Below are 26417 nucleotides of genomic sequence, written 5' to 3' on the forward strand. Positions count from 1 at the left end.
ATACGCCAACATTACTTATACAGATGACTGCAAATAGTAACAAAAGCGAACCTGAAAGTATAAGTAAAAGAATGGGCTGGCGAGCATAAAGCGTGCTTAGCAAGGAAACTAAATTTCAGGTGTCGTTAAGCTCTTTGCAGCTAGCTTTAGAATTTATTGATAGAAAATATTACAAAATTTTACGATTTGTTTTTTCCATCTTGACTAAAAAACCCTTAAAATGGCAAAACTAGTGAAAAACGTTATGGAGAGCGACTTGTCGCAATCAATAGTAGAAATCAAGGATGTAACCTTTTCACGGGGCGATAGAATCATATATAGAAATATGAGTTTTAACATTCCGAAAGGCAAGATTACCGCTATCATGGGACCAAGCGGCATTGGTAAAACCACCATGTTGCGCTTAATTGGCGGTCAGCTTAAACCTGATTCTGGTGACATTTTATTTGAAGGCAACAGCATTCCTGGCATGACTCGCAAGGAACTTTATGCTGCCCGCACCAAAATGAGTATGCTGTTTCAAAGTGGCGCTTTATTTACCGATATGTCAGTGTTTGACAATATCGCCTTTCCTTTGCGCGAACATACTCAACTCAGCGAAGATTTAATCCGACTTGTCGTTTTAATGAAATTACAAGCTGTCGGCTTACGTGGCGCACAAGACTTAATGCCGTCTGAGCTTTCTGGTGGTATGGCTCGCCGTGCTGCTTTAGCGCGTTCAATTGCTCTTGATCCAGAGCTTATCATGTACGATGAGCCATTTGCTGGCCAAGATCCTATCTCTATGGGTGTGTTAGTTAAGCTAATAAAATCACTGAATGAGGTGCTAGGTTTATCATCACTTATCGTGACCCATGATGTAACAGAGGTGATGAGCATTGCTGATCATGTGATCATCATTGCTGATCAAGGGGTGATAGGCGAAGGTTCACCAGAGCAAATGCAAAACCATGAATCTGAGCTTGTGCAACAGTTCTTAAATGGTTTATCGGATGGCCCTGTACCATTCCATTTCCCAGCTCCTGCGTATGATGATGAATTACTAGGAGTGCATAATGCTTGATCTATTCCAGAAGTTAGGTCACAAAACATTAGGGCGCTTTGCCGCGCTTGGCCGTTCAACTCAGATGCTGTTTGGTGCACTCGTTAATGTGCCGAACTTCAAAAAAGGCACGCCTTTACTTGTTCGCCAATTATATATGGTGGGCTCGCAATCTCTTTTAATCATTATGGTGTCAGGCTTATTCATCGGTATGGTGCTCGCCCTGCAGGGTTACACCGTATTAGTAGGCTATGGTGCTGAAGATAGCTTAGGGCCTTTAGTGGCATTGAGCTTATTACGTGAGTTAGGCCCTGTAGTAACAGCGTTACTGTTTGCAGGCCGCGCGGGCAGTGCACTTACTGCTGAAATTGGTTTAATGAAAGCAACCGAGCAATTATCAAGTTTAGAAATGATGGCGATTGATCCACTTAAACGCATTATTGCACCGCGTTTTTGGGCTGGTTTTATCAGTATGCCATTACTTGCATTAATATTTTCTGCGGTTGCTATTATCGGCGCTCATTTAGTGGGTGTTGATTGGCTTGGTGTTGACTCAGGAAGCTTCTGGTCAATCATGCAAGCGCAAGTGTCGTTCCAACAAGATATTGTGAACGGCATGATTAAGAGTTTTGTATTCGCCATGATTGTGACTTGGATTGCACTTTACAAAGGCTATGACTGTGTTCCTACATCGGAGGGGATCAGTAAAGCGACAACAGAAACCGTTGTGCACTCGTCATTGGCAGTATTAGGTTTTGACTTTATTTTAACAGCGGTAATGTTTACCAGCTAATTAGGGTATAAAGATGAATTCACGGAAATTAGAAATATTAGTTGGCTTTTTTGTAGCCCTTGGTATCGCTGCATTTGCATTATTAGCATTTAAAGTTGCGAATGCCGGCATTAGTGGTAGTGGTGAGACTTACCAACTGAACGCAAAGTTTGAAAACATTGGTTCTTTAAAAGCTCGTGCGCCGATTAAAGTTGGTGGTGTGGTTGTTGGCCGAGTTGAATCAATCTTTATTCACCCAAAAGAGTTTGTGCCTGTGGTTAATATGGCGATTGATGCAAATTACTTATGTAAGTTTTCAGACACAACATCAATCTCTATTTTGACATCAGGTATTTTAGGTGAGCAGTACTTAGGCATTAACCCTGTTATTGCCCCTGAATCTGCTGAGCAACGCTGTATGGGTGAAGATGTAACAGCAAGTGAGCATGATACAGATCTAGATGATTTATTTGGTGTTGAAAGCAAAGCGCTTGCAGATGGTGACTACATTACTGATACAAAATCAGCGCTTGTTTTAGAAGAGTTAATCGGTCAGTTCTTATTCAACCAGGGTGGTGAATAATTATGTTTAAGAAGTTTTTATTATGTATTGCTGTGCTGTTTAGCCTAAACGCACAAGCCGCTGAACCTAAGGTTGATTTAAAAGACCCGTACAAAATGGTTCGTACAGTGTCAGATAATACTTTTGCACGTATTACTAAAGACCAACCTCTTATTGCGAAAGACAAAGAGCATCTACGCGTTATCGTAGAAGAAGAGCTAATGCCTTACATTGACTACAAGTATGCTGCACTGCGCGTACTAGGTAATCACGTGTCAAAGGTGCGTGCTATCGAAGATAAAGAGGAAAAAGCGAAAGCGATTAAAGAGTTACAACGCTTCATTGACGTTTTTCAAAAGTATTTAATTGCTACTTACGCAGGTGTGTTTACTCAATACACTAATCAAAGCGTTGAGTTTGCTCCGCCTCAGCCTTTCAAAGGCCAAGATGTGGTGGTTGTTAAAACTAAAATTGTTGAAGCCGGTAAACCTGATATCAGAATCGACTTTAAAGTACGTGAAGACCGCAGTGGTGACTGGGGCGCGTACGATATGATAGCAGAAGGTATTAGTTTGCTTGATGCTAAACAAAGTGAATTACAAGGTATTTTACGCCAACATGGTCTAGATTATGTAAGTGACTTACTAGAGCAGAAGAGCCAACTGCCAGTGCAATTTAGGGGTGATGGTGGTGATGAGTAAAGTCGAGATTACTCAACTTGAAGATAACCAGTTTCGAGTCAGTGGCGAACTGACTCGAAATTCAATTGGCCGTGAACGCCTTCTGAACGCCAAGCCAGATTCTAGCCATAAAACATGGTATTTTGACCTTTCTGGGCTATCTAGGGTTGACACGGCGGGCTTAGCTTGGTTAATTCACTCTTTCGCAGAATTAAAGCAGCAAGGTATTCACCTTGAACTGCAAAATAGCCCTGAACAATTGCAAAATTTAATGCAGTTGGGTCAGGTCACAAACCTATTTGAGTGAGATTTATGGAAACAAGCCAAGTCGAAACGTTATTACGCGACGAACTAAAACTAGATGAAGTGATTGTTAAAGCAAATGGTAGCCACTACGAAGTGATTGCTGTTGGTGAGTGTTTTGATGGTTTATCTCGCGTGAAGAAGCAACAGTTGGTTTATGCTCCGTTAATGTCAACAATCTCAGACGGTACAATCCACGCTGTATCTATCAAAGCGTTCACACCGACTGAATGGAAACGCGAACAAAAATTTATTTTACCTCAATAGTCGCAGGGCCTCCTAATGGATCAATTTGTTATTCAAGGTGGCACCTCGCTGGCAGGTGAAGTCACTATTTCTGGCGCTAAAAATGCCGCTCTTCCAATTCTTTTTGCTGCGCTTTTAGGGCAGGGTAAAAGTACCTTTAGTAATGTTCCTCGTTTACGCGATATCGGCACCACAGAAGCCTTGTTAAAAACACTGGGTGCAAATGTCGAGTGGCAGCAAGACAAGCTAATCATTGATGGTGCGACGGTTGATAAAACACTTGCACCGTATGAGTTGGTAAAGCAAATGCGTGCCTCAGTGCTTGCATTAGGCCCTTTAGTTGCCCGTTTTGGTGAAGCGCAAGTATCACTGCCAGGTGGTTGTGCAATTGGTGCTCGCCCAGTTGATATCCATATTCAAGGTCTTGAGCGCATGGGCGCTATCATCAAGGTTGAAAATGGTTACATTAATGCCAAGGTTGATGGTCGCTTAAAAGGCGCTGAAATCTTTATGGAGATGGTCAGTGTTGGCGCAACAGAAAACTTACTGATGGCAGCAACGCTGGCTGATGGTAAAACAGTACTTGAAAATGCAGCTCGCGAACCGGAAATTACCGATCTTGCTAATTGCTTAATTGCGATGGGGGCGAAGATCAGTGGTGCAGGCACTAGCCGTATCGAAATTGAAGGGGTTGAGTCACTATCGGGTTGTGAGTACAGCATTCTTCCTGATCGCATTGAAACAGGCACTTTCTTGGTTGCGGCGGCAATGGCTGGCGGTGAAGTACTTTGTAAAAATACAGACCACCATAGTCTTGATCCTGTGATTGAAAAGTTGCGTGCTACCAATGCCTTGGTTGAAGTCACTGATAACAGCATTTATCTTGATATGCGTGGCCGCGAACTAAAAGCGGTTAACATTAAGACTATGCCACACCCGGGTTTCCCTACCGATATGCAAGCGCAATTTACAGCTTTAAATGTGGTAGCGAAGGGCAGTGCAACCATCACAGAAACGATTTTCGAAAACCGTTTTATGCACGTGCCTGAGTTACAGCGTATGGGCGCAAACATTCGCTTAGAAGGTAATACAGCAATTTGTGGGGATACCGAAAGCTTATCGGGCGCACAGGTAATGGCAACTGATTTACGTGCCTCTGCAAGTCTAATTCTTACTGGCATCGTTGCTCAAGGTGAGACTATTGTTGACCGCATCTATCACGTAGATCGCGGTTATCAACGTATTGAAGATAAGTTGAGTGCGCTGGGTGCTAATATCAAGCGCCGTTCAAGCTAATAGCTAAATACTTATAAAAAAGGCCTAACATCAGTTAGGCCTTTTTTATATCTGTGTTGTTTCAGTAACTACTGATCGTCTTCAAGTTCTGCAACAGTTACCATCACTTTTAAGACCTTCCCATCGCGGTAAATCTCAAATTCAAGTTCCTTACCTGGCTCTGTATTCGCTAGTTTCTCAAGCACTTGTTGTGGGTTTGCTACAGGAATACCGCCAATTTTGATTACAATGTCAGTTTCTCTGATGCCTGCTTTCCAAGCTGGGCCAAATGGATCAAGTTGAGAAATACGCATGCCTGCAACAGGTGTAAAGCTATCACTTACATCTTTGCCCGTGCTATCAATACCTGTGCCACTGAAGCCTAAATAGCCACGGACTACACGACCATGTTTGATTAGCTTATCCATCACATCTTTGGCTATCGAGTAAGGCACTGCAAAGAAGATACCTTGAATATCGAGATTTTCATGAGTTTTAAATTGTGCCGAGGTAATACCGACTAAGTCACCTCGTGAATTGACTAACGCGCCACCTGAGTTACCCACGTTAATCGCTGCATCCATCTGTAACAGGCTGCTGTATGGGCTATCGATTAAGTTTTGTTTACCCGTCGCACTGATAATACCTTGGGTAATGGTTTGACCTAAGTTAAGTGGGTTACCAATCGCTAAAACAACATCACCAACACGTGGCTTAAATTTATCGTTCACTGGAATTTTTGGTAAATGCTCAGCGCTGATCTTTAATAGCGCTAAATCTGTTTGAGTATCAAAACCAATCACTTGTACATCATAAAAGCGACGGCCATCAGCGAGTGTAACGATAATGAGATCGGCATTTTTGATTACATGGTAGTTAGTAAGAATATAGCCGTCTTGGGTCATGATCACACCAGAACCAAGAGCTTGAACGGTGTTTTGGCGTTTATAGCGCGGTTGATTGGAAATGCTTTCTGAAAAAATAGTAACAACCGAAGGTGCTGCTTTTTGCACTGCATCAGCAAAGCTCATGTGCTCTGATGATATCGCCGCAGGTAAATTCATATCTGGTAACAGTGTGCTACGAAGGCTTGGGCTAAATAACACCACTAAAAAGGCAATGCCTAAACCGGTGAAAAGCGGAGGAAGGATAAATTTAAAAAGTTTTAGCACAGTATTCTTATTATCAGTGAGCAATCCCTTAATGATGGCACAAAAAAAATAACAGCGGCAAGCACCGCTGTTATTTTTTCATGATTTATCAACTAGGTTTACTGGATAAGTACGAAAATAAGCTCTCTACCTCGTTTAACACCTAGTACGATGTTACCTTTGGTATTTTCGATGATCTTATTCATGTCGCGGATTGTTTCAACGCGTTGACGATTAACTTGCATGATCACGTCACCTTCTTCAAGGCCAACACGAGCAGCAGGAGAACGTGCTTGCACGCCGGTTACTTCAACCCCTTTTCCATCACTCTTCTGAGTGTTTTCTAATGTTGCACCTTGGAAAGCTGGGTGTGTCTCTTCGCCTGCGGCAGTAGTTGCTGATGCACCATCGAGTGTGACATTTACAGTTTTAACTTTGCCATCTCGGTAAATGCCCAGTTTTACTTTTTTGCCTTCACCAAGTGTGGCAATTTTACTGCGTAGTTCATGGAAGCCACTAATTTCGGTGCCATCGACGTTAATAATTACATCACCGGCTTTGATACCCGCTTTACTTGCTGCGGTATCATCCATTACTTGCATAACGTAAGCGCCTTGCTTCACGTCAAGTTGTTGTGCTTTAGCAAGGCCTGCATCAAGTGGGCGTCCCGAAATACCTAACGAACCGCGACGTACTTCGCCGTGTTCGATAATTTGGTCAACAAGGTTTTTCATCATGGTAGATGGAATTGCAAAGCCAATGCCCACGTTACCGCCAGATGCGCCTAAGATAGCGGTGTTGATACCAATCAGTTCACCGTTAAGGTTAACTAACGCACCGCCTGAGTTGCCTTGGTTAATAGCTGCATCGGTTTGAATAAAGTCTTCATAGCCTTCTATATTTAAACCGCTACGGCCAAGGGCACTGACGATACCTGATGTTACTGTGTGACTTAAACCAAATGGATTACCAATGGCAACAGCAAAATCACCTACACGTAACTGATCTGAATCGGCAATTTTAAGCGCTGTTAAGTCCTCTGCATCAATTTGCAATAAGGCAATATCTGATTCTTTGTCGCTACCGATTTTAGTTGCTTCATATTCGCGACCATCTTCTAAGGTCACCACCATTTTTTCGGCATCTTCGATAACATGGTTATTGGTTACCACGTAACCTTCGTCTGCATCAATGATCACACCTGAGCCTAGGCCACTAAATTCACGCTTCTGGCTACCACCACGAGGAACACCAAAAAAGTCATCAAAAGGAGTCGCACGGCGGCGAACCTCTTTAGAGCCTGACACTTGAATACTCACCACACCCGGTGTGATCTGTTCAAGCATAGGTGCGAGGGTTGGCAATTGTTGACCATTTACAGCAACAGGAAGTTTTGCCATTGAAATTGCAGGGCTTAATAATAAGCTAGAAGATAAAATAGCAGCACTGATAACAGATAATTTCATTTTCATAGTCTGGGTTTACTCCACTTCAGAGATAAAGCAAAAACTAAAAAGGGCTGCATAAGCAGCCCTTTTCTTGGTTTAGATATAAAGCTGTTATATCTAAAGACTATGGGGTCAAAAAAAAGTTCATCAAGAGGCTTTAGAATGTTCTGAAACTTTCTCTGAGCCAGTGAACAGGCCCGTTTCACCAACAACATAGTCAGCAGGCTGAGCTTCAGCACTTGAACGATCGCCTCTGCGGTCTTGTAATGAGTTTTGTAATTGCTCAGTCGTTTCTTTAGAAAAGAAAGGCTCATTTGGATGCTGTTTTTTATCAGCAAGTAGTAGTTTATTTGTTTCTTCTACATGGTTCAGTAGCTGGTCGTAGTTATCTTTCATTTTAGATACTAGCTTACCTGTGCTCGCTAGATGATCAGCTACATCTTGACGATATTGTTCAAGCGCATTGTTAGCTTGCTCGACTTGTTGTTCTAGTTCGTCTTGCTTAAATTGTTTTTTGGTTACAAAAGCACCAATGAAGAATGCTGAAATTGCAACGATGATTAGAATACCTATCCAGGTAATTGTGCCCATAAATCTACCCCTTTGGGAAAAAATAACAAAAACAAATACTTTAAAAGCATTTATAGTCCAATCATTATTAAAATATGCTTAATTTGATTGTGAAATCATACTGCGGGCTAATATACCCTGAGATACGATGCGTGTTAATATACTGTGCAAATTTAACTGTGTTTTATTGTAACGACCTATGACTCCTTGGCAGAAATACCAACAAGATTTACAACGTGAAGACTTTGTACATGATGCAGCGCAAGAAAATGCAGTGCGCCATTTGCAAAGACTCTATGATGACCTAACGGCAGACAAACCGGCCGCGAAGGGGTGGTTTGCCAAACTATTCTCTAAAGATAGCACGCCAAGTATAAAAGGGCTGTATTTTTGGGGCGGAGTAGGTAGAGGTAAGACCTATTTAGTTGATACTTTCTACGAAGCTTTACCTACTGATCGTAAGATGCGTGTGCACTTTCACCGTTTTATGCATCGCGTGCATGATGAGCTGAAAAAGTTAAAAAATACCAGTAATCCATTAAATGTAGTTGCAGATATCTTTAAATCAGAGACAGATATTATCTGTTTTGATGAATTTTTTGTACAAGATATCACTGATGCAATGCTACTAGGTGGTTTGATGGAAGCATTATTTGAACGTGGCATTGTGCTGGTTGCGACGTCAAACATCGTGCCTGATGACCTGTATCGAAATGGTTTACAACGTGCGCGTTTCTTACCAGCAATTGAGCTGGTAAAAGCCAACACCGAAATCGTAAATGTGGACTCGGGGGTTGATTATCGTTTACGTACCCTTGAGCAAGCCGAAATTTTCCATAGTCCGCTTGATAAGCAAGCTGATGATAATTTATTTGAATACTTCGATAAGTTGTCACCTGAGCCGGGTGTGCTCGATAAAGAAATTGAAATTGAAGGGCGGATGATCAAAACCCGTAAAGTGTCTGACTGTATTGCTATGTTTGAGTTTAGTGAACTATGCGAAACAGCCCGCAGCCAAGTTGATTACATGGAAATAAGCCGACTTTATAACACGGTGATTTTGTCTAACGTAAAATCACTGGGCCAAGCCAATGATGATGCCGCACGTCGTTTTATCGCGTTAGTGGATGAATTTTACGAGCGCCATGTCACGCTGATTATTTCTGCTGAAAAGCCAATAACTGAGCTATATAGCGAAGGTAACTTAAATTTTGAATTTAAGCGTTGTATTAGCCGACTACAAGAAATGCAATCGTTAGAGTATTTGGCAAAAGAGCATCTAGCTTAGTCAAGTTGTCAGCCTTCAGCTGTCAGTTTTTAGCTGATCGGTGTTGAATGTAAGGCGCGCCAAGCAAGCGTGACGCCTACTAATTAATGTAGGCGTGAAATTTATTTCGCGCGCACTTAGCTGATTTTCTCGAATAAAAAACAACCATCATATAGCAATGTGGTTCAAGTGCTGGTATACTCCCGCGTCTGCCACGTTGCGTTCTATTGCCAGATATTAGTTTAGCCTCTAATTGATGGCTCAAAGTCTTAAACTCGAAGGGGTTAAAGCATTCAACTTAGAGCGGTAATTTATAATAATTACCTGTGGTTTTAATTAAAAAACATTGGATTTTAATAAATGAAAACGTTTGTTGCTAAGCCAGAAACAGTAAAACGTGACTGGTACGTAGTTGACGCTGAAGGTAAAACTTTAGGTCGCATCGCTACTGAAATCGCTCGTCGCCTACGCGGTAAGCATAAAGCTGAATACACTCCTCACGTAGATACTGGTGATTACATCATCGTTATCAACGCTGAGAAAGTTACTGTTACTGGTAATAAAGCAAAAGACAAAATGTACTACGCTCATACTGGTTTCCCAGGTGGTCTTAAGTCTACTACTTTCGACAAGCTTCAAGCTGCAAAGCCTGAAATGATCATCGAAAAAGCTGTTAAAGGCATGTTGCCACGTGGTCCTTTAGGCCGCGCAATGTACCGTAAACTTAAAGTTTACTCAGGTACTGAGCACAACCATGCTGCACAACAGCCTCAGGTTCTAGACATTTAAGGAGCACTATCATGGCAAATCAATACTACGGTACAGGTCGTCGTAAAAGTTCAAGTGCTCGCGTATTCTTACGCCCAGGCACTGGTAACATCGTAATCAACAAGCGCTCTCTAGAAGAGTACTTCGGTCGTGAGACTGCTCGCATGGTTGTTCGTCAAGCATTAGAGCACGTAGAAATGACTGAAAAGTTTGACCTACACATCACTGTTTCAGGTGGTGGTACTACTGGTCAAGCTGGTGCTATCCGTCACGGTATCACTCGTGCACTTATGGAGTTTGACGAGTCTCTACGTCCTACACTTCGTAAAGCAGGTTTCGTTACACGTGATGCACGTAAAGTTGAGCGTAAGAAAGTGGGTCTTAAGAAAGCACGTAAGCGTCCACAATTCTCAAAACGTTAATATTTACGTTTATCAGAATACCAAAAACCCAGCTTCGGCTGGGTTTTTTGTTTCTTGGAGCTGTCAGCTTTCAGACGTCAGTTTTTAGCTAATCGAAAGAGGGCTCTCTGCTTGAATGAACAAGTTCTTGCCAAGGCTTAATATTCCCATATACTTCTCGCATCTCGCATCTCGCATCTCGCATCTCGCATCTCGCATCTCGCATCTCGCATCTCGCATCTCGCATCTCGCATCTCTCATCTCGCATCTCTCATCTCTCATCTCGCATCTCGCATCTCTCATCTCGCTGAAGCGCAAAATCCTACCTTTTTTCGTTCGATATTTAACCACTGTTAATAATTAGTACGTATAACAGTAAAAAAACTTCAAGATTTAGCAAAATTAGCTTAAATCCATCAGTTAATTGATGAAATTTTTTGCTACAATTGGGGGGCAAGTAATGTGAGTGAGTTCAACAACAGCTAATGCAGAATTCTGTTTCCTCTTAGTGAGGTTGATCTTGGTCAGTATATTGTTTTTTTATATGCGTTATCATAACCAGCGGCTTCATACTCGAGCTAACCTAAATTAATAATTCATTAAATAGGGTTTATTCGAGCATGAGACTGTGAATAACCTTGTTTTAATCAAGGGTTTTAATTATGATCGCGTCTATTTTGAAATTTCTAAAAATTAACCTGCTGTAACTGATGTTCTCAATATGGCAAGTGTTGGGAATCATAGTGGAGATAAGTGGATGAGCAATGCGCCTGTAGACAATGGCCGACGTCGCTTTTTAACCATAGCTACCTCTGTTGTTGGTGGTGTTGGTGCGGCTGGGGCTGCTGTTCCTTTTATTGCGTCTTGGAATCCAAGTGAGCGAGCTAAATCTGCGGGTGCGCCTGTAGAAGTAGATATCAGCAAGCTTGAGCCAGGACAATTAATACGTGTTGAGTGGCGAGGAAAACCTGTTTGGGTTATTAATCGTACACCAAGAATGCTTGAACAGATGAAAGAACATGAAGGTCAACTTCGTGATCCTGCGTCTGAAGAGCCTCAACAACCTGAATCATCAACCAATGAATATCGTTCGCAACGTCCTGAAATTTTCGTTGCTGTTGGTATTTGTACGCACTTAGGTTGTTCTCCTAGCTTCCTACAAGGTGGCTTTGGTGAGAAAGTAGAGGGCACAGACGACGGTTTCTTCTGTCCGTGTCACGGTTCTAAATTTGATATGGCTGGTCGTGTATTCCAATCTGTACCTGCACCATTAAATCTAGAAATTCCTCCGTATACCTTCCTTGATGACACGACTATTCTAGTCGGTGAAGAAAAAGGAGTGGCGTAATGTTTGGTAAAATTATTGGTTGGATCGACGATCGTATTCCAATGACACGTGTTTGGAACATGCATATTGCACAGTATCCAGCACCAAAAAACTTTAACTTCTGGTACTTCTTTGGCTCTTTAGCCATGTTAGTACTTGTTAACCAAATCGTAACTGGTATCTGGTTAACAATGAACTTCGTACCATCTGCTGAAGGTGCTTTCGCATCGGTAGAATACATCATGCGTGATGTTGAATACGGTTGGTTACTTCGTTACCTTCACTCAACAGGTGCATCAGCGTTCTTTATCGTTGTATACCTGCACATGTTCCGTGGCATGATCTACGGTTCTTACCAAAAACCACGTGAATTACTGTGGTTATTCGGTATGTTCATCTTCTTAGCGCTTATGGCTGAAGCTTTCATGGGTTACTTACTACCTTGGGGACAAATGTCTTTCTGGGGTGCACAGGTAATCATTTCACTATTCGGTGCGATTCCGGTTATTGGTGATGACTTAACGCTTTGGATCCGTGGTGACTACGTAATTTCTGGTGCTACGCTTAACCGCTTCTTTGCACTACACGTAATTGCATTACCTTTAGTAATCGTTATCTTAGTATTCTTACACATTGTTGCACTACACGAAGTGGGTTCAAACAACCCAGATGGTGTTGAAATTAAGCGTAAGAAAGGCACTGTAGCTGAAGAAGATAAGCCTAAATTCAAATTCCACGAGTATTACACCAACAAGAAAGACATTGTTGATGCAATCCCGTTCCACCCTTACTACACAGTAAAAGATATTGTGGGTGTGGTTGGTTTCTTAATCTTATTCTGTTGGGTTGTATTCTTTATGCCTGCGATGAATGGTTTCTTCCTAGAAGCGCCAAACTTCGAAGCAGCTAACCCGCTGAAAACACCAGAGCATATTTTCCCAGTTTGGTACTTTACGCCATTCTACGCAATCCTACGTGCAATCCCTAACAAGTTAATGGGTGTTGTGGCGATGGGTGCATCTATCGTAGTGCTTGCGTTACTACCTTGGATTGACCGTGGTTCGGTTCGCTCTATTCGTTATCGTTGTGGTCTTCACAAGTTAAACATCGCACAATTCGTGGTAACTTTCGTTATCTTGGGTTGGGTTGGTGCTACACCACAAACTGATTTCAAAACGCTGTTATCACAAATCACGACTGTGACATACTTCATGTTCTTCGTATTGTTATTTGTTTACAGCAAGAATGAGAAAACTAAGCCATTACCAACGAGGTTGACGAAATGATGAAAAAGCTAATTATCGGTTTATTCGCATTGTTGCCATCGTTGACAATGGCAGCAGGTCCTTCGGTTCCTTTAATGGATGCGAACATTGACCTTAAAGATAACGCATCTTTACAGCGCGGTGCTAAATTGTTCATGAACTACTGTCTTGGTTGTCACCAAATGCAGTATCAACGTTATGAGCGTACGTTCCGCGATATCGGTATTCCTACTGAGATTGGTCAAGAGCAACTAATTTTTGATGGCTCAAAAGTAGGTAGCCACATCAAAAATGCGATTGATAAAGATGACGCAGCTAAATGGTTTGGCGCAGCGCCACCGGATCTTACGCTTGTAGCGCGAGTTCGTGGTACTGACTGGATCTACACTTATCTGAAGTCATTCTATAAAGACGAGTCTCGTCCGTTTGGCGTAAACAACGTTGTTTTCCCATCGGTAGGTATGCCACACGTTCTTCAAGAACTACAAGGCTTACCAACACCAATCACTGAAGAAGTGGAAGAACATGGTCACACTGTGACTAAAGTTGTTGGCGTTGAAACAGATGGTTCTGGTGAAATGAGTGTTGACGAGTACGATCGTGCTGCTCGTGACTTAACTAACTTCTTAGCTTACGTTGGCGAGCCGTCACGTTTAGAGTCAGAAGCGTTAGGTCTAAAGGTAATTGGTTTCCTAGTGATTCTATTTATCTTGGCATTCATGCTGAAGAAAGAATACTGGAGAGATGTTCACTAATCCTGGGCATTTTGAAAGGTAGTTTTGTGATAGGGGCTTAAGCCCCTATTGCTGTTTTTGTAATATAATGGAGGTAGGCATGGCCGTAGCTGCCAATAAGCGCCCTGTAATGACCCTGTTTTCTGGTGCTAACTGTATGTATAGCCATCAAGTACGTATCGTACTTGCTGAAAAAGGTGTAAGTGTTGACATTCACCTGGCTGAAAAGGATAACCTGCCAGAAGCACTTCATGAGATTAACCCTTACGGTACAGTACCAACACTGATCGATCGTGAGCTTGGTTTATATCAGGCAAACATCATCATGGAATACCTTGATGAACGTTTCCCTCATCCTCCACTAATGCCAGTTTATCCGGTTATGCGTGGCCGTAGTCGTCTGATGATGCATCGTATCGACACGGATTGGTATAGCCTAGCTAACAAAATCACTAGCGGTAGCAGCGAAGCTGCGCAAGCACGTAAAGAGCTTACAGAAGCGTTACTTGCAATTGCACCAATCTTCTCTGAAGCACCTTACTTCATGAGTGAAGAGTTCAGCTTAGTTGATTGTTACTTAGCACCACTACTTTGGCGTTTACCTGAGCTTGGCATTGAGCTTAATGGTGCAGGCGCGAAAGAGCTTAAAGAATACATGTTGCGTTTATTTGAGCGTGAATCATTCCAAGCTTCACTAACTGAAGCAGAGCGTGAGATCCGTTTATAATGACGCCTAATCGTCCTTATTTACTACGCGCTTTCTTTGATTGGATTGTTGATAATCAGTGCACACCACACTTAGTGGTTAACGCTGATTTTCCTGCTGTACAAGTACCAACACAGTTTGTGCAAGACGGTCAGATCGTTTTGAACATTAGCCCATCAGCGGTAACACAATTTGCAATGGACAACCAACAGCTTAGCTTTAATGCGCGCTTTGGTGGCCAACCAATGCAAGTGTACGTACCTATGGGTGCTGTGCTCGCAATTTATGCACGTGAGAATGGTGAAGGGACTGTATTTACTGCAGAAGAATTCATCGAGGACGAAGACGACTTTGCTCCGGTATTAGAAAGTGTTGAAACACCTGACGAGATTACGCCAGATGATGAACCACCTGCTAAACCAGAGAAGAAAAAAGGTGCTCACTTACGAGTGATTAAGTAACCTTAGTCAGACAAAAGAAAACCCGCTATTTAGCGGGTTTTTTATTATCAATTTACGGTTGGATATTACAAATATTCAAACACTTTAATAACACGTTCAACGCCTGATACGTTACGTGCTACATCAACCGCTAAATTCGCTTCAGAATCGCTCACTAAGCCCATTAAAAAGACTTCGCCATTCTCTGTTACTACTTTGATATTATTGCTGCTGATACTCTCTGTGGTGAGTAATTGCGTTTTCACCTTAGAGGTTAACCAAGAGTCGTGCGTTTGCGTGCTCATGCCAATATTTGAACCAATGCGAATTTGGTTGTGGATTTTACGAATGCCATCAACGCCTTCAATAGCGCGTTGTGCTTCGTCTTTCATTTCTGCGTTGGCAACTTGGCCAATCATAAGCACAATGCCATTAACGCTAATGACGTTAACGTTAGCAAATTTATGTAGGCGCTCATTTTCGCTGATAGCAATAGAACTTTTAATTTCGATATTGTTATCGTCGATTTGTGAACCAATCGTGCGGCGATCATTCGCAGCAGTTACAGCGCCTGCAGTACCGGCGACAACGGCAGCTGCACAGCCTTGCAGCAATAAAACGGTACCAAATACTAGTAAAGACTGTTTAAACATTAATTTTCTTCCTGTGGGAATAAGGTTAAATCGATAAGCTCACTGAGGCAGTGCAAATTCACTAAGTGTGACTCAACAATACGGCTTGGGCGTTTGGATGGAACACGAATTTCAACATCATTTGGGCCAAGTAAGCCAACTAATTCACCGCCGTCATCACCAACAAGCACAATTACTTTCATATCACGGGTCAGTGCCGCTTCAACGGCTGAGATAATCTGCTTTTCATTACCATTGACAGCAATTGCTAATAAAAGGTCGCCTTGCTGTGCAAATGCACGAATTTGTCGTGCAAAGGTTTCGTGCTCATCATTATTTGCGGCTGAGCCTAAGTTAACTTGATCTTGTGCAAGCGCAACTGCGGGTAGGCATGGGCGCTCGGTTTCATAAAAGTTAATTAATAGCCCTGCCATGTGCTGTGCCAACATGTGGCAGCTAGGAGTGCCACAACATAGCAGTTTATTGCCGTTAATAAGACTTTGTGCAATGGTGAACGCTGCCGATTCAAGTGCGCTTGGCAGTACTTCACCTGCCGCTATTTGAACTTGAATATTTTCGGTAAAGATTTTTTTTATCGTTTCTTGCATAACCTACCAAATTAAGCCGACGCCAAACGGCGTTAGTAAATATTTTTAAACCAGTTTAGGGTGCTGTTAAGCTCACCTGTTATAGCGACATAATCTATCCGCATTGCCTGGTGTGAGATCTTTTTTTCGGCAAGATAATGGCTAATTGTGCGCCGTAATCGTTGCTGCTTTTGTTTGCTGAGCGCATAGTTTGCACCACCACGCAGGGCATTTTTTCTAAACTTTACCTCTACAAATACCAGTGTTTGCCCGTCACGCATTATTAGATCGAGCTCGCCGTACTTGCATAAGTAATTGCGCTCAATGGCTTTTAAGCCATGTTGTATTAAATACTGTTCTGCCTGATGTTCGTAATACAGGCCTTTCTCGCGGCTATTTTGCCACAATTGATTAAACCACGACATAGCTTCATCCTTGAGCTAATTCTACGTTTAAAAAAGGTTATTCAGCGGCATTGATCCCAATAGCAGATTGCATAAATAGCGGGATTGGTTGCTCAGTCGCTAAATCAACCGCAATGATTTTCTTATTCTTGTACTGTGCCCAATCTAGGGTGCGTGTAACATAGCCATTACTAGCAATGCTTAATTGACCACTGATACCACTAAAGCGTTTGCCTTGTACCATACTCAGTTGTTTTACATCACCGAGCATACTGGCTGCATCGAACGCCATGGCAAATAAGCGCTGGCTTATATCAGCGTTTTCTGGCCATAAGCTTTCGTACTGTTGGCGTAAATTGTGTTGCTGAATTTGACCGTCAAGCATCCAAGGTAGTTCCGTAAAATAAAGGCCATCTAAGTCGCCTTTATCGGTTCTATCAATTTGTTTACTGTGGCTTTTTGAGCTGGCATAAAGCGGGATTCTATCTGCGAAGGTACTCACATTAACGTCTAAATAAGGCTTGATTAAGCGTGTTTCGGTGGCATCACCTAAAATATAAATCACGTCAATGTCGCTGCGTGAGCGGGTTTCACTTTCTACTTCTTGCTTGAATAATGATTTGACGACTTTAATACGCTCTTTACTTTGGTCTACTTCAAGTAAGCCAGTGATCGTTTTCGGCATATCATCTTTACCTGAGTAAAACCCTATTTGTGGTTTAACTTCGCTGTATCGTTGCCACTGCGTATTAAAGTGTTCAACTAAACGCTTACCGTTACTATTATTAGGGGCTAGCAACATCGGCTTTTGATAGCCTGCTGTTAAAAATCGCTCTAATGCTTGCTGAACTTCATGCTCAGGGCTTAGTGCAAAGAAAAAGTGCTGCTGTGAAATGCGCTCACCATCAAAGGTGTTTAAATGCATTACCGGGTAATCAACCAGTGTTTGTGCGCTAGTAAGCTTTTCGATATTGCTTTTTAGTAGTGGGCCAATAATAAAATCAGCATTAAATTCGCTTAGCTTGAGTGAGATCTCTGCAGCTGATAGTGATTCATCAATAAATAGAGTTTGCTCTAATGACTGTCCATCTAAGGCCGCAAGCACACCGGCTTTTAAGGCATCACCTAATCGCTCATTAGCACCTGATTGTGGAATAAGCACAGCTAAACGGTTCACATTTAAAGGCTCAATTTGTACCAGCTCAGTCACTTTTTTTGGCAGCACTTCAGCGGCTGGGTGACCCGGGTAGCGACGCAGCCAGTTATTCATTGCTTGGTGAAGTTCAACAGGCGCACCTAAATATACTTGATGATAAAGCGCTAAATTAACCCAACCTTGTTGCACCACAGAGCCTCGGTTAAAGCGCTCAAGTGCGTACGATGAAAGCTGGGTTAGGCTTTGCCATAAATCTTTGTTTAAATTCGCTACAGTAAAGTTATTTTCGCTGCTAAGTATTGATGCCTTAAAAAAGAAAGGCATTGCTTGTTTTGGCATACCTTGCGACGCGTAAACGCGCGCAGTCAGGTATTGATGCCATGCTTGATGCTCTGGCTGGCTTAACTGAGGCTCAAGTTGTTGTAACTGAGCTAAAGCTAAGTCGCTTTTGCCTTGATGCTCTTGCGCAAGGGCAATGTAAAGTTTGTTTTGAATTTGGTCGACACTTGGGGTTGCTTCTAGTTCGAGGCAGATTTTTTCTAGCAGTGCCCAGCGCTCTTCGCTGATAGCCGCATCACGTGCAGTATATAAAAGCTGGATTTTATCGGCACCTTGACGGTTTAGCGCCGCTTGGTACATAGATTGTGCGTCGGTTAGCTGTGATAGCGCAATACTCGATTGGCTCGATTGATTTTCTGCACTATTTCGAGGTTTTTCGGTTGTGCTACAAGCCGATAACCCTGACAATACAATTAATAGACTAACAAGTTTAAGTCGCACAATGATTTCCCGATACGTTAACGCGATTTGCTTATATTACTGACTGACGCAGGAGACCTCAATGTTAAATGAGGACAATTCAGATAAAATCGGCACTCTTTACATTGTTGCCACGCCTATTGGTAACTTTGATGACATCAGCCAGCGTGCCATCCAAACCCTATCTGAGGTTGACTTAATAGCCGCTGAAGATACTCGTCATACAGGAAAGTTGTTAAGCCACTTTAATATCAAAGCAAAAACCTTTGCTCTGCATGACCATAACGAGAAACAAAAAGCGCAACAAATTGTAGATTGGTTAGAGCAAGGAATGAACATTGCGCTGGTATCTGACGCCGGCACGCCTCTTATTAGCGACCCAGGTTATGCAGTGGTCAATTTATGCCGTGAACAAGGCGCGCACGTCACGCCAGTGCCGGGAGCATGTGCTGCAATTACCGCTGTATGTTGTTCTGGTTTACCAACAGATCGTTTTCAGTTTATTGGTTTTACACCAGCAAAGAGTAAAGCAAGGCAGACCTTTTTTATCGAAGCGGTAAACTCAGGTATTACTAGCATTATGTATGAAAGTACCCACCGTATTATGGCGAGCCTTGATGATTTAGAAGCAGCGCTCGGTAAAGAACAGCCTGTAGTATTTGCCAAAGAGCTTACCAAAACTTTCGAAACCTTTTTCAATGGCACAGTTGCCGAGCTAAAACAGTTCTTAACGGATGATCCCACTAAGCAGCGTGGTGAAATCGTACTGATGCTACCGGGTAAAGCAAAGCAAAGTGACGATATTCCAGAAGATGCGCGCCGCATGCTCGGTTTACTCGAAGCCGAAATGCCACTGAAAAAAGCCTGTGGTGTTGTGGCTGAGTATTTTGGTTTGAAGAAAAACGCACTTTATAAAGCAATTATTGACGAAAAAGGCTAATTCTTTACTGCATAGACGTGCGCGCTCAGGTATACTGCGCGCCGAGTCAGCCGAGATAATCGCTGCCTGCAACGAAAATGCGCAGGGGGAGGAAAGTCCGGGCTCCACAGGGCAGGGTGCCAGCTAACGGCTGGGGGGCGCGAGCCTACGACAAGTGCAGCAGAGAGGAGACCGCCAACTTCGGTTGGTAAGGGTGAAAGGGTGCGGTAAGAGCGCACCGGGCCACTGGTAACAGTTGGTTGCAAGGTAAACTCCACCCGGAGCAAGACCAAATAGGGTTCCTTATGGCGTGGCCCACGTTGGAACCGGGTAGGTTGCTTGAGCCATAGAGCAATTTATGGCCTAGACGAATGATTATCCACGACAGAACCCGGCTTACTGGCTGACTCACCAAATCATATTAAAGCCCGTAGTGAATGCTACGGGCTTTTTGCTTTTTAGGGCGGAGAAAAACCACTCCGCTCATACAAAACAGCGGCTTACTGGCTGACTCACCAAATCATATTAAAGCCCGTAGTGAATGCTACGGGCTTTTTGCTTTTTAGGCGGAGAAAATCCACTCCGCGCATATAAAACAGCGGCTTACTGGCTGACTCACCAAATTACATAAAAAGCCTCGCAGCAATGCGGGGCTTTTTGCTATCTACATGGACACAAAATTAATAAAATCCACTCCGCGCATATAAAACAGCGGCTTACTGGTTGACTCACCAAATTAAAGAAAGCCCACAGTGAAAACTGTGGGCTTTTTGTTTTTTGGGCGGAGAAAATCCACTCCGCGCATACAAAACAGCGGCTTATTGGCTGACTCACCAAATCATATTAAAGCCCGTAGTGAATGCTACGGGCTTTTTGCTTTCTATATCTTTACGTAATGAAGAAAAACCACTCCGCTCATACAAAACAGCGGATTATTTTTTTGCATAAAAATATACAAGGAGATGGGAAGAGCGTAGTTTTTAGCTGATTGCTATTTTGGCCTAACCATTATGCTAAATAGTGAAATTTATCATTATTGTTAAACCACCACATTCACCATTTTTAAACAGAGTTTTACCTTTGAGCACTGAGACACGTTCGACGATCCCTAATACACCAAACCCGCCTTTAGAATTTGAGTTTTTATGTTCAGGTAACCCTATGCCGTTGTCACAAATAATTATCTCAAGCTTATTTTCTTGGTAAGTAATATCTATTGAAAACTCAGTGGCTAGAGAGTGCTTAACTGCATTGGTTGATGCTTCTTGGCAAATGCGGAAAATAGCGATTTTAAAATCATCATTTAAGCTATCTATCGGCCCATTTACTTTGCATTGATAAGCGATTCCAGCTTCATTCAGGTGCTCAGAGAATAACTCGCTTTTTAATGCTGCTTCTAAACCTAACTCGTCTAATAGACGAGGTCTCAGCCAGTGCATTAACCTGTATACCGAGTCATACATATGGCTTGAAACGTTTTGAAGTCTTGTAATTGTCGATGCTAACTCGTTATGGTTGGCTGTTTTCTTTTCTAATATTGCAATATTTGTTTTTAAAGCTGTCAGATTTTGACCTATATCATCATGTAATTCTTGTGAAAGCTGGCTTCGCTCAGATTCTTGAACATTAACAACTTTAGTAGCTAAGTTTTGAGTTAACGTACTAAGTTCAATTAATTCTTTATTTTGCTCTAATAATGCGGATTTAGACTTATTTAATTCAGTAACAAATGCACTGAGCAAAAGAGCCAGAACGCTGTAACTTATTATGTAAAGCTGCGTAGTCAGGAGTAATTCGGTCTCATTCACACCATAGACGTTAATGAGTAAGGATATAACAGTTACACTTGCATAGCTCAGAGCACCTAAGGCCCCGTATCGATAGCTAAACCATATCAACGGAAATATAGCGAGCATTCGCAAGAGGTAGAGTGATTTAGGTTCAAACAGGTAAACCCCAATAAAAACAGTGAGGCAAAAACACAGCTGCACTAAAAGCGTGCCAACTTCTTTAGTTATAAGTTTATTTAATTGCTGGTAAATTGTTTTAGCATGAAACGCGAAAAGCAACATGATAAGTGTCGTTATGATACCGCCAAGCTGATGAGCTAACATCATTTCAAAGCGATCTTCATCAGCAATAAGTCGGTATTTATTTTGGCTATCACTCGGTAAGATAATGAGCATTGATCGTATAAAGCGATATGAAATTGCAATAAATAATACTGTAACAGCACTTTTAACAGTTTGAATATCTAATCGAACTTTGAAAAGCTTTGCCAGCACAAGAGGAGTAAGAATCAAAAACTCTCGGCATGCAGAGCTAACCAGTCTATAGAGGACATCATCAAGAGGAACATCATAAAAATACCAAACATAACTGATTTGTCCTAATGTAAAACCTACTGCTAATGCTGGCCAATAACGTAAAGGAAAAAACAGATAACAAACTACTCTGAAGCCAACCGGAAAGTACCAACTAACAAAGTCCTCGTACACAACATAGTTAAAGGAAAATAAATAAAGACTATTTTCGATAACTGGCGCAATTAAAACTATTAAGCACGAAAACAATGCAAACTTTACTATGTCACTGCGCTGGGTGCTCTTCAACTTGAAAGCTAGCGGAACAAAGTAATTTTTGTTGAAGACTCTATCCATGAGTAAGCATAACCTTTTTATAATATATAAACTTGCGTCGTATCAAACTGTTGTTTGGCGCTAGGGTTACACAAAGTATAACGTTGTGTAACTTGAATTTCAGCTTTATTTCCAATGAGTTGTAATAAATGCCCTTTAGCAATATCTGACATATTACGCTTATGTTTTACAATCACTTCACGACCTAAAGCTCCTTGCAAGCGTGGTTTAGGGAAAGCTGTTTTGGTTACCGGCTTGATATGCTCGCACTGAGTAAAATAATCTAAACATTGCTGTTTTGCTTTATTGATGGTCTCGTCATTACTTTTAATTATGTCTACATTTTTAATGAAATGAACAAACGCGGCATTTCGTGAAGTGAAGTTAGCCGTAACATTAGCTAAGGCTTTTGATTCTGGCCATTTACGCATGACTACATATTTATTTTTACCTGTTTTGACTAGGTTAGTAGAGCCTTTTGTCATTTTACTTGTCCACTCAATACGATAATTTGACTCGCCAATGTAATGTAGTAATACGGTGATGTTTTGAAAGTGGCTTGTTTCCCCTGCGATCTTTTTCATGGCTATTTCCTTGTCATTTTGGGTAAGCTTACAAGGAGATAAACAATAAAATTACTTCCACTTTTCTTAGGCTTATAAGAATTTTTCTTACCTTAGTAATCCACTCCCGCGTTATAATGGGATTAATCAATACATGGAGTTGTTATGAAATTTGCGCTTATTGACGATCATCAAATGGTAAGGGAAGGTTTTAAGGCTCTCATCGAAGAAGAAGATCCTGATTGGCAAGTTAGCTTTGAAGCAAGTAGTTACAGTGAGTGTCTACAAAACTTAGGTGATATTGATATAGATTGCTTCGTCATCGATATTTCGCTGCCAGATAGAAATGGGTTAGAAGTTTCTCAACTAATTGGCAATAAGCTACCAAGTGCTAAGCGTATAATTTTGAGTATGTATGAGGAAAAGTCTTATATTCAAAGAGCGCTAGATTTAGGTGTTGATGCTTATCTATCTAAGCGAGATGCAGCTGAAGAGTTAATAACAGCAATACATTCTATCTTTAAAAACCAATTATTTTTAAGCCCTTCAATTAACACGCATTTCTTAAAACCTCAAAAAACTGACAGTGTATTAAACAAACTGACGCCAAGAGAATTAGAGGTTTTTAAGTTACTTGCACAGGGCTTTAATGCGAAACAAGTTTCACAGGTAATTGATATAATGCCTAAAACGGCTCATGTTCATCGTGCCAGCATTATGAGCAAACTGAATTTAACTTCGCAAATTCAAATTACTAAACTGGCTCTTGAAAAAGGGGTGATTCTTATTGATGACATAGGGTAAATCCATTCCCGTTTTGTATGCTGTTTATCAATTGCTTAAGTTATCAAAAACGGAAATTTCTAGTTTAAACGCTATATTTTCTGAATCGTTGTGATTATTGATCTCGGACAAGGTTACTGCGTTGACTCTGTATGTTGCAGTGGTACAGTGAAATTGAACTTAAATTCTAGCTAAAGGAGTTGCCCATGTTAGGCGAAAAACACTCGTTATTGAATGAATTCCCAGAGTTTAATGAATTAATCCATAGCCTCGCGAAACACGATGCTCACTTCAAGAAAACCATGCAACGTTACGATGATATGGATAAAGAAATTCGCTCTCTTGAGTTGCAAGACTCTCCAATCGAAGATGCGGACATGCATGAAAAGAAGCATCAACGCGCCGTGCTAAAAGATGAACTTTATGACTTTTTAAAAGCCAATGCTTAATAAATGAATCGAATAATGCTCCTGCTAACTGCATTCTTACGGTAGGAGCTTTTTCTCTCCTCTATTTTTACTCTCCAATCGTATTTAATCGCAATATCCCTTTACTCAATCAAGGTTATGGTAGTCTTAGCGCGATTTTTTAAGGCAACAATGGAATAGTGCTTTGCACTGACTGGGATTAACATGATTAAAAAAAATATTATTACTACTTCATTAGCACTTATGGGTGTTGTCGCTGTAGGTAGCGCACACGCTGATGAAGGGCAGTGGCAACCGCATCAATTAAAACAATTACAAAGCGAGTTTGACCGCGTTGGTATTGAGTTACCGGCTTCACAAGTGGCAGATCTTAACCAATATCCACTCAATGCAGTGGTTGGTTTAGGCTATTGCTCTGCGTCATTTGTGTCACCAAAAGGCTTAGCGGTAACTAATCATCACTGTGCTTATGGTGCGATTCAAAATAACAGCACACCAGAAAATAACTTAATTGAAAAAGGCTTTTTAGCAGCTGACTTGTCAAAAGAATTACCAGCAGGCCCGCAAGAGCGTTTGTATGTAACTGAACAAGTGGATGATGTAACAGATCGCGTATTGGGTAACTTACCTGCAGATCTACACGGCAAAGACCGTTATGAAGCGATTCAAGCAAACCGCAAAGCCTTGATCAGTGAGTGTGAGTCAGATCCTAACTACCGTTGTACGGTACGTGATTTCCACCATGGCTTAGAGTACTTTATGATCAAGCAACTGATGATCAAAGATGTGCGCTTAGTGTATGCTCCGGCAGAAGCGCTGGGTAACTTTGGTGGTGACATCGATAACTTTGAATACCCACGTCATACGGCCGATTTTACCTTTGTACGTGGTTATGTTGGTAAAGATGGAAAACCTGCTGATTACAGCGAAGATAACGTACCTTATGAGCCAAAGTCGTTCTTAAAAGTGAATGCGAGCGGCGTAAGCTTAGGCGATGGTGTGCTGGTGGCAGGTTACCCTGGTCGCACTAGCCGCTATAAACTAGCAGATGAAGTAAATTATTCAGCGAGTTGGTATTACCCGACATTGCTAAATACTTACAACATGACTCTTGATGTGATTGCCAAGCAGAGCAAAGGCGATGAGCAAGCACAAGTTAAATATGCCTCTCGTGTAAAAAGCACTAACAATCGTTTAAAGAAACTGGAAGGCTTACAAGATGGTTTTAAAGTAACGGATATTCCGGTTATTAAAGCTGCGCAAGAACAAGAATACTTAGCTTGGTTTGCACAAAGTGCTGAGCGTAAAGCTTACGCAGATTCATATCACGCATTAAAGTCATTATTAGTAGAAGCGCACGCACAGCAACAAAGCCATTTTTACTTTGATTACGCAAAACGCGCAGACTTATTAAGTACGGCAATTCGTTTATACCGCTTAGCTAAAGAAAGTGAAAAGCCTAATGCAGAGCGCGAAATGGGTTATCAAGAGCGCGATCTTCCTATGCTTAAAGCGCGTTTAGAGCGTTTACAAAAACAGTTTACGCCTGAAGTCGATAAAGCCTTATGGTTAAGCTACTTAGGTAACTATTTAGCGCAAGATAAAGCAGCGCAAGTTGCGGCATTAAACGACGGCTTAGGTATTACAGATACCACAACACAAGCTGAGCTTGATGCGATTATTGCTTCTTTTTATGCTAATACAGAGCTTACAGATGTAGAAGCACGTGTTAACTGGATTGGTAAATCTGTAGCAGAGTTTGAAGCATCAAACGATCCATTCATAAAGTTAGCTGTTGCTCTATACGATACCAACATGGCACAAGAAGCTGATAAAAAAGAAATGGCGGGTCGCTTAGCAGAAATTCGCCCGCAGTATATGCAAGCCGTGATCGCTTTCAATAACGCTAAAGGTAAGCCAGTTTACCCAGATGCAAATGGCACATTACGCGTAAGCTATGCACAAGTTGATGGTTACCCAGCGGCAGATGCTGTTTATAAAACACCTTTTACATCACTACGTGGTTTAGTGGCTAAACACACTGGCGAAAAGCCATTTGTTGTTACCGATAAAGTACTTGAAGCTTACAAAAAGCAAGCGTTTGGCGCGTACTATCGCGGTGACTTAGGTTTGCCTGGTGTCAGCTGTAGTTTATTCAGCTTTGGTTGTGAGTCACAGGCAGCTAAACCTCTAGAAGTTAACTCAGTACCAGTCAACTTTTTAAGTAGCGCTGATACCACAGGTGGTAACTCAGGTTCGCCAGTCATGAATGGTAAAGGTGAATTAGTGGGCCTTAATTTTGACTCGACTTATGAATCAATCACCAAAGATTGGTACTTTAACGCCAAAATTACCCGTGCTATTCACGTTGATATTCGATACATGCTTTGGTTAATGGAAGAAGTTGATAACGCAGGTTACCTACTTGATGAAATGACCCTAGTTAAATAGCTCCGCTATGTTAATAATAACCGCAGCAATCGCTGCGGTTTTTTTATGTCTTTAATTTTTGCCAATCTAACGTTTTTAATTTGTTTATTTTCAATACTTTTGTAATGTACAAAACAGATACTTTTACTTGGGAAAAATA

General features: G+C 41.7%; 28 protein-coding genes and 1 other RNA gene. 20 read left to right on the forward strand and 9 right to left on the reverse strand.

The window, feature by feature from the left end; translation table 11 throughout:
• Nucleotides 1-244: 244 nt before the first annotated feature.
• Genes EXT43_RS01065 through murA form a run of 7 tightly spaced genes read left to right on the forward strand, consistent with a single transcriptional unit; the run spans nucleotide 245 to nucleotide 4901 of the window.
• A complete protein-coding gene (locus EXT43_RS01065) occupies nucleotides 245-1063 on the forward strand; it encodes an ATP-binding cassette domain-containing protein (RefSeq protein WP_082710978.1) in 819 nt (272 codons plus the stop codon).
• Nucleotides 1056-1835 (forward strand): lipid asymmetry maintenance ABC transporter permease subunit MlaE, encoded by a 780-nt coding sequence (gene mlaE, locus EXT43_RS01070; protein WP_054554167.1) that lies wholly within the window; start codon nucleotides 1056-1058, stop codon nucleotides 1833-1835. Before EXT43_RS01065 ends, mlaE begins: the two co-directional genes overlap by 8 nt.
• Nucleotides 1836-1848: 13 nt before the next feature.
• Complete coding sequence (gene mlaD, locus EXT43_RS01075; RefSeq protein ID WP_054561096.1) at nucleotides 1849-2397, forward strand: outer membrane lipid asymmetry maintenance protein MlaD; 549 nt, start codon at nucleotides 1849-1851, stop codon at nucleotides 2395-2397.
• Nucleotides 2398-2399: 2 nt separating this feature from the next.
• Nucleotides 2400-3077 carry an ABC transporter substrate-binding protein gene (locus EXT43_RS01080; protein ID WP_054561095.1) on the forward strand — a complete coding sequence of 226 codons (678 nt, stop codon included), beginning with the start codon at nucleotides 2400-2402 and terminating at the stop codon, nucleotides 3075-3077.
• Nucleotides 3070-3363 (forward strand): STAS domain-containing protein, encoded by a 294-nt coding sequence (locus EXT43_RS01085; protein WP_054561094.1) that lies wholly within the window; start codon nucleotides 3070-3072, stop codon nucleotides 3361-3363. The genes EXT43_RS01080 and EXT43_RS01085 overlap by 8 nt, the downstream gene beginning before the upstream one ends.
• 5 nt (nucleotides 3364-3368) lie before the next feature.
• Nucleotides 3369-3626 carry a BolA family protein gene (locus EXT43_RS01090; protein ID WP_054554171.1) on the forward strand — a complete coding sequence of 86 codons (258 nt, stop codon included), beginning with the start codon at nucleotides 3369-3371 and terminating at the stop codon, nucleotides 3624-3626.
• Between the two features lie 15 nt (nucleotides 3627-3641).
• Nucleotides 3642-4901, forward strand: a complete 1260-nt coding sequence (gene murA / locus EXT43_RS01095; RefSeq protein WP_055199193.1) for a UDP-N-acetylglucosamine 1-carboxyvinyltransferase — start codon at nucleotides 3642-3644, stop codon at nucleotides 4899-4901.
• Between the two features lie 68 nt (nucleotides 4902-4969).
• Here the strand turns inward: murA and EXT43_RS01100 are convergent, their stop codons facing one another.
• The 3 genes from EXT43_RS01100 to EXT43_RS01110 all read right to left on the reverse strand — a co-directional run bounded on the left by EXT43_RS01100 (nucleotide 4970) and on the right by EXT43_RS01110 (nucleotide 8070).
• Entirely contained in the window at nucleotides 4970-6052 is a 1083-nt protein-coding gene (locus tag EXT43_RS01100; protein ID WP_058585926.1) for a trypsin-like peptidase domain-containing protein, read from the reverse strand.
• Between the two features lie 98 nt (nucleotides 6053-6150).
• The gene (locus EXT43_RS01105; RefSeq protein ID WP_130166189.1) at nucleotides 6151-7503 is read right to left on the reverse strand and encodes a Do family serine endopeptidase; all 1353 of its coding nucleotides are present in this window, start codon (nucleotides 7501-7503) and stop codon (nucleotides 6151-6153) included.
• Between the two features lie 123 nt (nucleotides 7504-7626).
• The gene (locus EXT43_RS01110) at nucleotides 7627-8070 is read right to left on the reverse strand and encodes a YhcB family protein (RefSeq protein ID WP_055020791.1); all 444 of its coding nucleotides are present in this window, start codon (nucleotides 8068-8070) and stop codon (nucleotides 7627-7629) included.
• Nucleotides 8071-8248: 178 nt separating this feature from the next.
• Between EXT43_RS01110 and zapE the strand changes: the two genes are divergently transcribed.
• The 8 genes from zapE to EXT43_RS01150 all read left to right on the forward strand — a co-directional run bounded on the left by zapE (nucleotide 8249) and on the right by EXT43_RS01150 (nucleotide 14978).
• Nucleotides 8249-9337, forward strand: coding sequence for a cell division protein ZapE (gene zapE, locus EXT43_RS01115; RefSeq protein WP_058585925.1), 1089 nt, complete (start codon nucleotides 8249-8251; stop codon nucleotides 9335-9337).
• A 339-nt stretch (nucleotides 9338-9676) separates the two neighbouring features.
• Entirely contained in the window at nucleotides 9677-10105 is a 429-nt protein-coding gene (rplM, locus tag EXT43_RS01120; protein ID WP_054561088.1) for a 50S ribosomal protein L13, read from the forward strand.
• Between the two features lie 8 nt (nucleotides 10106-10113).
• Nucleotides 10114-10506 (forward strand): 30S ribosomal protein S9, encoded by a 393-nt coding sequence (gene rpsI / locus EXT43_RS01125; RefSeq protein WP_095209788.1) that lies wholly within the window; start codon nucleotides 10114-10116, stop codon nucleotides 10504-10506.
• A gap of 736 nt (nucleotides 10507-11242) precedes the next feature.
• Nucleotides 11243-11833 (forward strand): ubiquinol-cytochrome c reductase iron-sulfur subunit, encoded by a 591-nt coding sequence (gene petA / locus EXT43_RS01130; protein WP_054554178.1) that lies wholly within the window; start codon nucleotides 11243-11245, stop codon nucleotides 11831-11833.
• Entirely contained in the window at nucleotides 11833-13098 is a 1266-nt protein-coding gene (locus EXT43_RS01135) for a cytochrome b N-terminal domain-containing protein (protein WP_054554179.1), read from the forward strand. Before petA ends, EXT43_RS01135 begins: the two co-directional genes overlap by 1 nt.
• Nucleotides 13095-13832: a cytochrome c1 gene (locus EXT43_RS01140; protein WP_054554180.1), complete on the forward strand. Its 738-nt coding sequence runs from the start codon at nucleotides 13095-13097 to the stop codon at nucleotides 13830-13832. The genes EXT43_RS01135 and EXT43_RS01140 overlap by 4 nt, the downstream gene beginning before the upstream one ends.
• A gap of 79 nt (nucleotides 13833-13911) precedes the next feature.
• Nucleotides 13912-14538, forward strand: a complete 627-nt coding sequence (gene sspA / locus EXT43_RS01145) for a stringent starvation protein SspA (protein ID WP_054554181.1) — start codon at nucleotides 13912-13914, stop codon at nucleotides 14536-14538.
• Nucleotides 14538-14978 carry a ClpXP protease specificity-enhancing factor gene (locus EXT43_RS01150; protein ID WP_062566526.1) on the forward strand — a complete coding sequence of 147 codons (441 nt, stop codon included), beginning with the start codon at nucleotides 14538-14540 and terminating at the stop codon, nucleotides 14976-14978. The genes sspA and EXT43_RS01150 overlap by 1 nt, the downstream gene beginning before the upstream one ends.
• Nucleotides 14979-15043: 65 nt before the next feature.
• Here EXT43_RS01150 and dolP read toward each other — a convergent pair whose 3' ends face one another.
• Genes dolP through EXT43_RS01170 form a run of 4 tightly spaced genes read right to left on the reverse strand, consistent with a single transcriptional unit; the run spans nucleotide 15044 to nucleotide 18516 of the window.
• Nucleotides 15044-15610 (reverse strand): division/outer membrane stress-associated lipid-binding lipoprotein, encoded by a 567-nt coding sequence (dolP, locus tag EXT43_RS01155; RefSeq protein WP_054561086.1) that lies wholly within the window; start codon nucleotides 15608-15610, stop codon nucleotides 15044-15046.
• Entirely contained in the window at nucleotides 15610-16197 is a 588-nt protein-coding gene (locus EXT43_RS01160; protein ID WP_054561085.1) for an SIS domain-containing protein, read from the reverse strand. The genes dolP and EXT43_RS01160 overlap by 1 nt, the downstream gene beginning before the upstream one ends.
• Nucleotides 16198-16229: 32 nt before the next feature.
• Entirely contained in the window at nucleotides 16230-16601 is a 372-nt protein-coding gene (locus EXT43_RS01165) for a YraN family protein (protein ID WP_062566524.1), read from the reverse strand.
• Nucleotides 16602-16638: 37 nt separating this feature from the next.
• Nucleotides 16639-18516 (reverse strand): penicillin-binding protein activator, encoded by a 1878-nt coding sequence (locus tag EXT43_RS01170; RefSeq protein WP_062566523.1) that lies wholly within the window; start codon nucleotides 18514-18516, stop codon nucleotides 16639-16641.
• Nucleotides 18517-18577: 61 nt separating this feature from the next.
• Here EXT43_RS01170 and rsmI point away from each other — a divergent pair, with 61 nt between their 5' ends.
• Both rsmI and rnpB read left to right on the forward strand, forming a co-directional pair.
• Nucleotides 18578-19435, forward strand: a complete 858-nt coding sequence (gene rsmI, locus EXT43_RS01175) for a 16S rRNA (cytidine(1402)-2'-O)-methyltransferase (RefSeq protein WP_062566522.1) — start codon at nucleotides 18578-18580, stop codon at nucleotides 19433-19435.
• 42 nt (nucleotides 19436-19477) lie between these two features.
• Nucleotides 19478-19829: RNase P RNA component class A (rnpB, locus tag EXT43_RS01180), an RNA gene on the forward strand.
• A 598-nt stretch (nucleotides 19830-20427) separates the two neighbouring features.
• Here the strand turns inward: rnpB and EXT43_RS01185 are convergent.
• Nucleotides 20428-22074 (reverse strand): MASE1 domain-containing protein, encoded by a 1647-nt coding sequence (locus EXT43_RS01185; protein WP_130166190.1) that lies wholly within the window; start codon nucleotides 22072-22074, stop codon nucleotides 20428-20430.
• Nucleotides 22075-22091: 17 nt separating this feature from the next.
• Nucleotides 22092-22637 (reverse strand): hypothetical protein, encoded by a 546-nt coding sequence (locus tag EXT43_RS01190; RefSeq protein WP_062566520.1) that lies wholly within the window; start codon nucleotides 22635-22637, stop codon nucleotides 22092-22094.
• A 144-nt stretch (nucleotides 22638-22781) separates the two neighbouring features.
• On the opposite strand from EXT43_RS01190, the gene EXT43_RS01195 reads away from it, so the two are divergent.
• The 3 genes from EXT43_RS01195 (at nucleotide 22782) to EXT43_RS01205 (ending at nucleotide 26278) form a co-directional block, all read left to right on the forward strand.
• Complete coding sequence (locus tag EXT43_RS01195) at nucleotides 22782-23420, forward strand: response regulator transcription factor (RefSeq protein ID WP_062566519.1); 639 nt, start codon at nucleotides 22782-22784, stop codon at nucleotides 23418-23420.
• A gap of 185 nt (nucleotides 23421-23605) precedes the next feature.
• Nucleotides 23606-23848 (forward strand): DUF465 domain-containing protein, encoded by a 243-nt coding sequence (locus tag EXT43_RS01200; RefSeq protein ID WP_054561078.1) that lies wholly within the window; start codon nucleotides 23606-23608, stop codon nucleotides 23846-23848.
• A 183-nt stretch (nucleotides 23849-24031) separates the two neighbouring features.
• Nucleotides 24032-26278 (forward strand): S46 family peptidase, encoded by a 2247-nt coding sequence (locus EXT43_RS01205; RefSeq protein ID WP_062566518.1) that lies wholly within the window; start codon nucleotides 24032-24034, stop codon nucleotides 26276-26278.
• Nucleotides 26279-26417 lie beyond the last annotated feature (139 nt).

Source organism: Pseudoalteromonas sp. CO109Y (genome assembly GCF_004208935.1).
Classification (GTDB): domain Bacteria; phylum Pseudomonadota; class Gammaproteobacteria; order Enterobacterales; family Alteromonadaceae; genus Pseudoalteromonas; species Pseudoalteromonas shioyasakiensis.